14 protein-coding genes are annotated in these 10,787 nt (G+C 46.5%); 2 read left to right on the top strand and 12 right to left on the bottom strand.

The genetic code is table 11. The features are described from left to right. Nucleotides 1-171: 171 nt before the first annotated feature. The gene (locus AC5V8P_RS18395) at nucleotides 172-816 is read right to left on the bottom strand and encodes an O-methyltransferase (protein WP_081276759.1); all 645 of its coding nucleotides are present in this window, start codon (nucleotides 814-816) and stop codon (nucleotides 172-174) included. A 156-nt stretch (nucleotides 817-972) separates the two neighbouring features. Between AC5V8P_RS18395 and AC5V8P_RS18390 the strand changes: the two genes are divergently transcribed. Both AC5V8P_RS18390 and AC5V8P_RS18385 read left to right on the top strand, forming a co-directional pair. Continuing rightward, nucleotides 973-2,133: a THUMP domain-containing class I SAM-dependent RNA methyltransferase gene (locus AC5V8P_RS18390; protein WP_064796167.1), complete on the top strand. Its 1,161-nt coding sequence runs from the start codon at nucleotides 973-975 to the stop codon at nucleotides 2,131-2,133. Nucleotides 2,134-2,320: 187 nt separating this feature from the next. Then, nucleotides 2,321-4,303 carry an LTA synthase family protein gene (locus AC5V8P_RS18385; RefSeq protein WP_064796168.1) on the top strand — a complete coding sequence of 661 codons (1,983 nt, stop codon included), beginning with the start codon at nucleotides 2,321-2,323 and terminating at the stop codon, nucleotides 4,301-4,303. A 128-nt stretch (nucleotides 4,304-4,431) separates the two neighbouring features. Here the strand turns inward: AC5V8P_RS18385 and AC5V8P_RS18380 are convergent, their stop codons facing one another. The 11 genes from AC5V8P_RS18380 to AC5V8P_RS18330 all read right to left on the bottom strand — a co-directional run bounded on the left by AC5V8P_RS18380 (nucleotide 4,432) and on the right by AC5V8P_RS18330 (nucleotide 10,688). Continuing rightward, nucleotides 4,432-4,701 carry a hypothetical protein gene (locus AC5V8P_RS18380; RefSeq protein ID WP_016819703.1) on the bottom strand — a complete coding sequence of 90 codons (270 nt, stop codon included), beginning with the start codon at nucleotides 4,699-4,701 and terminating at the stop codon, nucleotides 4,432-4,434. A gap of 92 nt (nucleotides 4,702-4,793) precedes the next feature. After that, nucleotides 4,794-5,015, bottom strand: a complete 222-nt coding sequence (locus AC5V8P_RS18375) for a YuzB family protein (protein ID WP_013370463.1) — start codon at nucleotides 5,013-5,015, stop codon at nucleotides 4,794-4,796. Nucleotides 5,016-5,038: 23 nt separating this feature from the next. Further along, on the bottom strand, nucleotides 5,039-5,341 hold the full coding sequence (locus tag AC5V8P_RS18370; protein ID WP_013370462.1) for an iron-sulfur cluster assembly accessory protein: 303 nt from the start codon (nucleotides 5,339-5,341) through the stop codon (nucleotides 5,039-5,041). Nucleotides 5,342-5,547: 206 nt separating this feature from the next. Continuing rightward, nucleotides 5,548-5,814, bottom strand: a complete 267-nt coding sequence (locus tag AC5V8P_RS18365; RefSeq protein ID WP_063213048.1) for a hypothetical protein — start codon at nucleotides 5,812-5,814, stop codon at nucleotides 5,548-5,550. A gap of 134 nt (nucleotides 5,815-5,948) precedes the next feature. After that, nucleotides 5,949-7,205 (bottom strand): M14 family metallopeptidase, encoded by a 1,257-nt coding sequence (locus AC5V8P_RS18360; protein WP_064796170.1) that lies wholly within the window; start codon nucleotides 7,203-7,205, stop codon nucleotides 5,949-5,951. A 119-nt stretch (nucleotides 7,206-7,324) separates the two neighbouring features. After that, entirely contained in the window at nucleotides 7,325-8,134 is an 810-nt protein-coding gene (racE, locus tag AC5V8P_RS18355; protein WP_063213050.1) for a glutamate racemase, read from the bottom strand. 209 nt (nucleotides 8,135-8,343) lie between these two features. Next, nucleotides 8,344-8,667 carry a YtxH domain-containing protein gene (locus AC5V8P_RS18350; RefSeq protein ID WP_063213051.1) on the bottom strand — a complete coding sequence of 108 codons (324 nt, stop codon included), beginning with the start codon at nucleotides 8,665-8,667 and terminating at the stop codon, nucleotides 8,344-8,346. A 96-nt stretch (nucleotides 8,668-8,763) separates the two neighbouring features. Continuing rightward, nucleotides 8,764-9,411, bottom strand: coding sequence for a helix-turn-helix transcriptional regulator (locus AC5V8P_RS18345; RefSeq protein WP_063213052.1), 648 nt, complete (start codon nucleotides 9,409-9,411; stop codon nucleotides 8,764-8,766). Nucleotides 9,412-9,419: 8 nt separating this feature from the next. After that, nucleotides 9,420-9,860: a DUF86 domain-containing protein gene (locus AC5V8P_RS18340; protein WP_064796171.1), complete on the bottom strand. Its 441-nt coding sequence runs from the start codon at nucleotides 9,858-9,860 to the stop codon at nucleotides 9,420-9,422. Nucleotides 9,861-9,884: 24 nt separating this feature from the next. Continuing rightward, nucleotides 9,885-10,172, bottom strand: a complete 288-nt coding sequence (locus AC5V8P_RS18335) for a Dabb family protein (RefSeq protein WP_013309679.1) — start codon at nucleotides 10,170-10,172, stop codon at nucleotides 9,885-9,887. Nucleotides 10,173-10,262: 90 nt separating this feature from the next. Then, nucleotides 10,263-10,688: a phage holin family protein gene (locus tag AC5V8P_RS18330; RefSeq protein WP_063213054.1), complete on the bottom strand. Its 426-nt coding sequence runs from the start codon at nucleotides 10,686-10,688 to the stop codon at nucleotides 10,263-10,265. Nucleotides 10,689-10,787: the final 99 nt, after the last annotated feature.

Raw genomic sequence — 10,787 nt, 5'->3', positions numbered from 1 at the left:
TCGTCAACATAATCTGGGTACGTATGAAGCTTTACGATCGTAAGGCTACGCCTCATTTCAGGTAAGACAACCTTTGGGTAGGATAGCCTGCCTTAACAGACAAGAACCTCCGCTCCACGCTACTGTGGATAAGGAGGTTCTTTTGGTATAGATACACTTTAGAGACTCTCGTCACTTTACTCGCGCCAACGCCAAACCATCATAAGCTGGCAAAAGCGTGCTGACCAGCCGTGGGTCCGTTGCTATCGTTTCGTTAAAACGTCTCACGGCCTGTACGGCAGGTCCATTCTTGTCTATGTTCAGTGTCCGTCCCCGCAGAAAACAATTATCTCCGGCAATAATAGCGCCTGGATTGGCCAGTGCAATCGCATATTCCAGATACACCGGGTAATTTTCCTTATCCGCATCAATGAAGAAAAAATCAAAAGTTCTTCCCTCTTCCTGAAGTTTCTTCAGGCTGTCTGCTGCAGGTCCGATACGATATTCGACACAATCACCGTAGCCGTTGTTTGTCATATGTTGATGTGCCAGCGCTGCGTAGGCCTCTTTTAGCTCTAGGGACACAATGCGCCCTTTCTCTCTTAGCCCACGGGCCAGACATACTCCACTGTATCCGCCCAATGCTCCGATCTCCAGTACCTGCTGTGCCCCAGAAACTTCGATCAGAAAGGTCAATAGCTTCCCATAGGGATGGGCAACCGAGACTTCAGGCATACCTTTTTCAACAATAGCCTCCCTAATGCCGCGCAACGCCTCATCCTCTTGTACCAGTTGCTCTACATATTGTTCAGGCGTCATATTGGGTGTAATTTCCACGTTTCATCTCTCCTTCTTCTTCTATCATAACGCAGGTTGGACGCGGTGTCCTTCGTAAATTATTTACCTTAACGATTTGTCTCTTCGAGTACAATGACCTATACTATAAGGATTGAACCAAGCTTACATGATTATGAGACGGAGTGAATACGTTTAATGACTCAACTGCAACTAATTGCAACTGCGCCGATGGGACTTGAAGCCGTCGTGGCCCGGGAACTTAGAGAACTAGGATACAAGGATCTGACCGTCGAGAATGGCCGCGTCGTTTTTTCTGGAGATTATAAGGATATATGCCGATGCAACCTGTGGCTTCGCACATCAGACCGCGTTCTTATTAAAATGGGCGAGTTTGCTGCAACTACCTTCGACGAGCTATTTGAGGGTACCAAAGCATTGCCTTGGCAGGATTGGATTCCTGTAGATGGTGAATTTCCCGTAGAGGGACGTTCACACAAATCACAGCTTAGTAGCGTACCAGCCTGTCAGGGAATCGTCAAGAAGGCGATTGTAGAAAAGCTCAAGGAAACCTACCATACAGACTGGTTTGCTGAAGATGGTCCTCGCTACGTCATCGAGGTCATTCTATTAAATGACCGTGCACTGATAACCCTGGACACAACCGGTCCAGGGCTGCACAAACGAGGCTATCGCAAGCTCGTAACAGAGGCGCCCCTCAAAGAAACAATGGCTTCCGCTCTTATTCAGCTTAGTCGCTGGAGCCCGGATCGCCCATTCTATGACCCATGCTGCGGTTCGGGTACTTTATTAGTCGAAGCAGCTATGCAAGCCTGGAACATTGCGCCAGGTCTGAGACGCACCTTTAACTCGGAAGAATGGCCTGTCATTGGCAGAGAATTATGGAATCAGGCTCGCGACGAGGCGATGGATCTGACCCGTGATGATATTCCTTTTGAGATTGCAGGTAGCGATATCGATCCTAATGCTATACAAGTTGCTGAAGCGGCTGTAAAAGCAGCCGGCTTTGCTAAAGATATTTCACTGAAGGTACTGCCTGCCAGCAAGGTCAGACTTGAGGGCCAGTATGGTGTGATGATTACTAATCCCCCTTACGGCGAAAGACTCAGTGAGCAAGCCGAGGTGGAAAAGCTGATTCGTACACTCGCACGTACGGCAGCCGAAATGAAGACATGGTCCTTCTTTGCTATTAGCTCCACCAAGCAATTTGAGCATTATTGGGGCCGTAAAGCCGACAAACGCCGCAAGCTGTTTAACGGCCGAATCGAATGCCAATACTATCAGTATCTGGGCCCCCTGCCTCCGCGCCGCAAAGATTCTTCGCCGTTGCAGTCCTAAATGATCGAGCTATATAGGCCAGGAAACGAACCCTTGTTCGTTTCCTGGCCTGATTTGTGCTGCATTTCCTTTACTTAATCATTGAAATGCGCAGGATGAGCGCTATAATAATTAAAGGCATTTCGGTTTTAACATTACGTTAATGTATAGTTTATACTAGCCGAACATTTCTGCCAGAGGGGGTAAAGTGTTGGTTATTCGCACGACCAGTGCAAGACGCACTGGTAACATGTTCAGCAGGCTACTGCTGTCTCAATATTTCGGATTAGCTTTGTTTTTTGTACTCATGATTGGCAAGCTCGTACTGATTCATTATAACCTGCATGCCCAAAATATTGACATGAACCTGCTGGATTATGTCATTGCTATTGGTTCCTTGTTGCTTGTAAGCTTCTGGACCTTGTGGTTGCCACGTCGCGGACGTTTGATTGCTCTTGTGGTGCTCGATATATTGCTCACCGCGCTCATTTATTCCGACATGGTTTATTATCGGTATTTCCAGGATTTCATTACGATTCCCGTTTTGCTTCAAGCTGGACAAGTTGATTCTCTGGGTGGAAGTATCGCATCTCTGATGTACTGGTGGGATATTTTCTTTTTTGCAGACTGGATTTTATTCATTCCATATGTCATATTCGTGGCTTCCTTGAGACGTCGGTTTACAACGAGTGATAATTATTTTGAAGGGTCCCGTAGCTCTCTCACGAAAAGATTTCTGCTTCGCTTCTCCAAGGGGGCATTGGCTTTCCTGATTGGCTATATTTTGACCTTTGGGCCGATCAAAATATATACCTCTACTTGGGCAACAGGCATATTTGTCGGCAACTGGTGGTCGATGGCCTTGTACAACGTAACTGGATTGATCGGATTTCATGGGTACGATATCTATCGCTACAGCCAGGATCATCTAGGACCCCAGCCTACATTGGCTCAGGCGGAATCCGATAAGGATAAAGAATGGTTCAATCAACACCAGAAGTTACTTCAGGTGAAAAATGACCTCTATGGCAAGTATAAGGGCAAAAATGTAATGGTCATTCAAGCTGAAGCGTTCATGAACTTTTTTATCGGCAAACAGATCAACGGTCAAGCAATAACGCCTAACTTTGATAAATTGATGAAGGAAAGCATGTATTTTAATAATTATTTCCATCAAACTGCGCAGGGACGTACTTCGGACGCGGACTTCTCTACCCACGCTTCGCTGCATCCGCTCCCTACGGGTTCGGTATTTATCCGTTATGCGGACCATAAATTCGACACACTGCCTTCCATTTTGAAGGATACAGGTTATAGTCCTAATGCGTTTCACGTGTACGACAGCAGCTTCTGGAACCGTTACACGATGTATAAGGCGATGAGCTATGACAAGTTCTATAGTAAAAAGGATTTTAAAATAGATGAGCCCCTCGGCTGGTCTCTGGGAGACAAATCCTTTTTCAGACAAACGCTCAACGATCTCACAACCGAAGTGAAGCAGCCGTTCTACGCCTATATGGTCGGTATTTCGAGCCATCATCCATACAACCTGTCACCTGACGCTGTAGATTTGGATGTTGGCGAGTTTGAAGGTACGATGTTCGGAGACTATCTGAAATCCGTCCATTATGTGGATGAGGCTTTGGGTGAACTGGTAGATCAGATGAAGAAAGACGGACTGTGGGATAATACGATCCTGATGTTCTACGGGGATCATGACAATTCCATTAAAGACAAAGCACTGTATGAAAAGTTTTTAGGCAAGCCACTGATCGATTTAGACATGCAGAAAATCATGAATCAAGTGCCATTACTTGTGCATCTTCCCGACGGAAGCCAAGCAGGCACGTATACAGAACCGGCAGGACAGCTGGATTTGACTCCTTCTGTGATGCATCTGCTCGGCATCTCTACGAAGCCCTATCATTTTATGGGGAACGATCTGTTTAGTGGAAAGCCGCGTATGGTTGTGCTCCGCACGGGTGCTTTCACGGACGGTCGAGTGTACTACATTCCATCTGAGGATGGTACATTCTCCAAAGGGACTTGCTACAATCTGAGTACAGGGCAACCTACAGATGTGAACGCCTGCGGGCCGGGCTATACTGAAGCTCTCAATCGATTGAACATATCCGATCAGGTCATCACTTACGATCTTATTCGCGAATGGGAGACACAAGCAAAGAAGTAACAAGGATGTCGATTTCATAACTAACTGATATATAAACAAAAATCCCGATCCAGCAACTTATAAGGGCTGTGGATCGGGATTTTTGTTATTGACAGTCATTGGACTGCGCTCGTCGCGATTAACCAGACTCAGGAACGCAACGTTTTTTTAGCCTGCTCAAGACGTTGCACCTCTTCACCAAGCATTTCCTCAGCAACTTCTACTGCATCGTCACCAAGGCTATCCTTTGCCTGCAATATAGCATGCTCTGCATGAGTGCGAGATTGCTCCGCCTGCTCAATCAGCTGCTCAGCCGGATGTGACAATGCCTGAGAGACGGCATTGTGGAGCTTGTCCACTGAGTTTTGTGTTTGAGCCTCGACACTGTGATTGTCGAGATTAGAATCATATTGGGCCATGGGTCACTCCTCCTTCTGGGCTGGTCTACATTTATTAGCATGGATCAGAAGGAGGAGAACTATTCAAAAAGTGCCAGCTATGCGCACTCGAACTATTTTATAAAGCGTGCAGCCTTTTCTAATACTTCATCCTCTGTGGCCGCACTCACATAACGTCCGTTCACATACACAAACGCCCGTTTGCCACAAGGACCACAATATGATTTGCAACCGATTTTGATCTCGGCATCGGGTGCCATCTTTTTCAGCTTAGGCAAGATCGTCTTTAAGCGGATATGATTGCACTCATCACATACGCGAATATCATTAGCCATCTGTCATCCCTCCGAGCTCCGGCTTAGTGGTCGCCGTGATTACCTTGGGAAGGGTTAGTAATGACAAATCCTTCTTCGGGGAAATACAAGTAATCGATTTTTACACCATCCAGCAACGGCTGACCGCTTTCCAAAATTACATCAATACCTTTATCCGTAGATACAACTGTATCTGTTTCTTTAGGCGTGTCCAAATCCAGCCCGTAATGAGCATGATCTCCATGAGCATGAGTAATAACAACGCGCAAGCTCTTCCCTTGGTTTTCTTCCTTATCCAGTTCAAGCTTCAATACTTTAGCTGCGTTACGAGTAATTTTGCAGTTCATTAAGCTTCATCTCCTTCATATTCATTAATGAAATGTGGTCCAATGGATACCTATCCGCACCACACAACCTAGCGGGTAAAATCAACAATTCCAATAATTCGCCTTTCTCCTTAATAGAAAAAAGTTGTGCAGCATAGCACAAGGCAATATTCCTATTGTAAAGAAAATCGTAAAAAATCGCAATCACGAAATTCACAAGTTTATATTTACCGGACACGTGCCTGCTGTTTTTCAAGCAAATCGGGATACTTTCGTTCAGCACGGGTGACGAACCAATTCATAAGCAATAACGTCACACCAATGTCGTCGATAGGCACAAACGGCATGACATCAGGCAGTATCCAATAGAGCAATACAGGCACTGCAAAAAGTAATTTTTCACCCAAAGGAATTCTCGAAGAGGTAATCAATCGGGGCATACGACGAAATACATGTGACCACTGACGGAGAGATAGTAGTCTTTTCCACTTCATAGGTTGTTCACTCCATTTCCAATGCTCCTAATATATATACCCTATTGAAGGGATATATAAAGAGGAACACTTGTAAAAACGTGCTCCCCCTAATACGCGCAAATGATGCAATACGTTTCAACTGGCCCGATCTGCTACCATGACAGCACCGTCGCCATTAACATGCCAACTTCTGCTGCAATATCGTCATAATCACGCATAGGCAGTGGATTTACGCCTAGACCGACTTCAACGGTAAATCCCGGTTTACCAAACCGTTGTATAAACCAATCCTTATAGCCTGCATCGCTTCCCCCCAGCTTTACCGCCCGATACCCTGTCGCAGCAGCCAGCTGTAATGCCCAATCTCGGCTCTCCTTAGGCTCTAGATCTCGATAATTCCAATAAATTTCCTGTCCCTGGCTGTGTATGGATAGCACCATGTCGAACTGTTCGCGCTCCGTTAGATCAGCAAGGGCCCTGGACTCTGGCTCAGACAAAGGTGCAGGGCCCGCATAGTCTCGTCGGGACGGCCCTGTCTTACCGCGTCTACGCACCTCCTCTTCCCAATACGCCGGAAACTGATCGTTGAGGTCGACACCGCGAATGTTTGCCTTCCAGCCACGATAATCAGCACGTCCTTCATTCCATTTGCTGAGTTCATGATACATGGGGTGCGTTGGGAGTACACCCTGTTGCACCAGCTCTACACCATCCGGATTGACCATCGGTACCACCCATAAGGATGTATGCTCCATGAAATCCTGCGGGGAGCCCCCATACACCCATTGAGGAGTTCCAGCGGGTTCTCTTCGCTCATCGTGAAGTTGCCCATCTCCCTGCTCTCCAGTTAGACTAAGCGCTTGTGCATATTGTTCTATAAAACGCAGCAAACAAGGTGTCGTCAGCCATTCGTTAGCATGTACAGAAGCGTTGGCATGAATTTTCCGCGTTCCCTGCCCCATCCGTATATAAGGGATATCCTTCCCCATGACACTGGTACCAATGCTGCCAACTTCAATAAAAGGATATTTGCGGGCCAATGCCCCCAGATCTTCCTTTAAATCTTCATAACTATACTCTCCACGTAACCGTACAATCTGATCCTGATGATCTTCAGGAATGGTAATTGTCTTTCCTTCCACAAATTCATACTCTGCAAGCCCCGAATTGGCGAGCCGCAGCTCATCAAGCTCTACACCGAACTGTTTGGCAATCCGTCGTGCATTCTCCCCAGGCTGAATAACGTATTTACGATCCATAGACGGACGAATATATAGCAATTGACCACAAATCAGATAGGGTTGCGTGGCGGTCCACGGATTATCTACGATCAAAGTATCCGCCGATAATTTAAAAGCCGAGGCGACCCGGTGCAATGTATCTCCTTTTTGAACGATATATTCCTTCATCTTACTACGCCCCTTCCATCTGCCTTACTGCATGTTATGCAGACGCTGCGTGTCTTGATGAGCGAAAAGCAAAACAACCAACTTCTTTTGTCCCATGACAAAAAAAGTTGGTTGTCCTGTTAATCCAGATGGGTGACCTGCCAGACAACAGGCGTCTGCCGAATCTGCTCTCCAAGCCACTGGGCGGCAATGCGCTGGAATAACTTTGGATCGCCGGAACAAAAAAGCTGATGTACTGGCGTTTCGTCCCCGGCCTCCAACTTGCCCTTATTATACAAAATGGTACTTGTTTCCCGTGCTGTTTCATCTGCCGAGCTAATAAGCTTCACCGCAGGACCCATGACTTCCTGAATCGTTTCCTTCAAAAAAGGATAATGCGTACAACCAAGAATCAGACAATCAATCGGATACGTTTGAATAGGTCTCAATGAATCCTCCACAACCTGCGATGTCGTCTTGGAGCGGAACAATCCTTGTTCCACCAAAGGCACAAGCGCAGGGCAAGCGTGGCTCACCACGTCTACATAGGGAGACAACTGCTTGAGCGCAGTTGTATATGCTCCGCTTCGAATCGTACCGACAGTTCCAATCACCCCGACATACCCGGTAGCGGTCGCGCTGATCGCAGCACGAGCCCCAGGGTGGATAACTCCGATCACCGGAATGGATACCTTTTGGCTTATATACTCCAATGCCGCAGCTGTTGCTGTGTTACAAGCAATAATAATGACTTTCGGATTAAATTGAATCAGAAAATCAACCATCTGCTCTGTAAATTTTTTAACCTCTTCCGATGGCCGGGGACCATACGGGGTGCGCGCAGTGTCTCCAAAATAAATAATTTTTTCCCGCGGAAGCTGACGCATGACTTCTTTAACAACCGTCAAACCTCCTACACCGGAATCCAATATTGCAATCGCTTGCTGCACGTACACACCGCTTCCTTTTTTGTTAAATATGAGTTATTTCATCTCGGAAAATCTATCCGTTGCTACATACCTTATGTCGTATTGGCGTAAAAGGTACCCCAAAAGATTACCCTAAAACGAGGAAGCGATCAACAAAAAGGCTTCACCCTAATAGGGGAAGCCACAAACTCAAGCTATAGTCGGTTGTTTCACCTACGATATACAGACAGTTATAGAGCATCTTCTTCCGTATTCTCTTGAACAGGCACGGATGAAATGCCAACCTTTGAAGCAATATCACTCTTTTTACGCAAATGACCTAATTCATGAATGACGGCTGAAGCTGCCTCCTTAATTTTGTCAGTATACTCGATGGAGGTATCTGAAATTTTCCCCGCAAGCTCCTGTCCCTTATCACTCACGTGACGAGCCTGGTCTGTAATATCCTGACGCAGCTCGCGACCTGACTTAGGAGCAAATAACAACGCAGCAACCGAGCCAGCAATGCTGCCTATCAACGCGCCACGGATAAAGCTTTTGCAGTTCTCTTTCATATTCATCTCTCCCTTATGCCCGGGCGAATGCCCATCTGTTAATGCATTATAAGCATGGAGAGCCTGTCATGATACAGAGAACAAGCCAGAAAATTTCTACTTATTTTTGGAGCGGATACGATACAAGCAGCAACGGCCTCCATCCGCCAAACAATCCTCACGGACAACCTCGGCATCCAGCAGCTCCTCAAACATTTGCTGTTCGCATTCACAAGCCTTGCGGTAACGATTGGCGATCTGAGAGATCGGACAATTGTACTCCATAATAGAGTAACTGCCATCCTCTTCCTCGCGCCACTCTGCCATATAACCCGAAGCGTTCTGGATGCCCGAAAGCTTTTCCACACGTGAAGCCAGTGTAGACTCACTCTCTATGTGGGGGGCGTATCGCTTCAGCATTTTACGTTTTCTCCCATCAAACAACGAGTGAACAGCTTCCATTCCCTGCTCTTCATCCAGCTCCTCTAACAGTTCCAGTAATAGATGATCATAATTACGAGGAAACTGCTCGCTTCCCTGATCGCTCAGGCTGTACAAAAACGTCGGGCGTCCCATCGCCTGTCTCAGGATCGTAGCCACAATCAGACCATCCTGCTCCATTAATTTGAGATGCCTGCGCACCCCCATTTCAGTAATGCCCAATTGAGCTGCCAAGCTTCCGACGCCCACAGGTCCCTGGGTTTTCAACAGTGTCAAGATCATGCGCCTAGTGGGCATTTCGGGTACGATATACTTATCCGTCACTTTTGCCTTTACACTCCCTCGGGCTGAGGACCCAATTCCTTATATAAATAATCGTGCACGTTGGTTACAAAAAGCTCCAGCAACCCAGGCAGCTTAGGTGTAAGTGGGTGAAGGCTTGTCCGGTCCCAATGGAAATACTCCTGTACTAAGGGTTTGCGCAAGGCTACCAGTTCTAATAGTGAATGAAATACGGTATCATCCAATACACCTTCCTCATGAATGATACCGATAATGTCCTCATAGCTACTGGCGTCACGCATAATAAAACCGTCGATGATATAGCTTCCTACGTCTGTGATCGTCTCAATGGCCAGATGAAGGCAACGTTCCTGCACGAGTCCCTGCAACAGATCGCCGTTCCAGGCGGCAGATGTCTGGCGAAGTCCGGCGACAATGTCGGGAACGGCCCCTAGTCGAAGCTCAATTTGTTCCCGGTTGACATAATACAAAGTTCTGCACCTCCAGTAACCGCTTTAGATTTCATAATCAACTGCGATAGATACATCCTTCACTTCATTCATGTGTACAATAATTTCCTGATGCACGGGGTGTACCTGATACGTTTGCAAGTCTTCCAGTGTTTCGACCACAGCGGTAAGGGAAATATCATAAGAACGTTCCGAACGAATCACATCTGTGCCTACTTCTAGCGACAACAGCTCTTTGATCTTGCCATTCATGCTGCGCAAAATAGATGCCGTATGTTCAATGCTTTCAGGGGAGCGATCTTTCAATTTGAACAAAACAATATGTTTAATCATGCGTATAGGCTCCTTATCTTAAAAATGTTCTCTTGAAAATTTTATCATAACGCCCCACATACGGAAAGAAACTTTGTGATCTTAGTGATCTTAGCGATCTTTTCCATCATTTTTACCATCAGACTCCTTGTCCTTTAGTAGGGCAAAAAAATTCTTAAGCTTCGGCGGAAGCGGTAGACCCATTCGTGAACAGTTTTCCGTAATCGAGATCAATTCGTTGGACAGATAGAAATACGTTGTCGCCCCTTTCATGATTTCCGTACCCATCAGGAGGTCCACATGATGCGCCAAAGAAATCACCATGAGCATTAAAGCCTTTCTCGCCAACCCCCAAAAGCCGGCTTTACTGCTTAATCCTTGCCCAGTCTTCACAGCGGCAGCGACCCCTGTTACATAATCAACAGCCATTGCAACCGTGAATAGCACCATAAGCTGATTCCAGCCGCCAAAGGCAAACGTAATAATGGCTCCTGCAGTGGCACAAATCATACTAAACATACTTGGATTAACATTCATACCTGCTCCTCCTCTCGGGGCGGATATTGTAATATATGCAGCGACGTGGTTACCCGTAAAGTCATATGACCTGTGTGTAGATATGAATTCATAGATTCA

The sequence above is a fragment of the Paenibacillus sp. N119s genome, from assembly GCF_059447605.1.
Note: the sequence above shows the minus strand (reverse complement) of the source record. Positions and strands in the feature narration are given on the sequence as shown.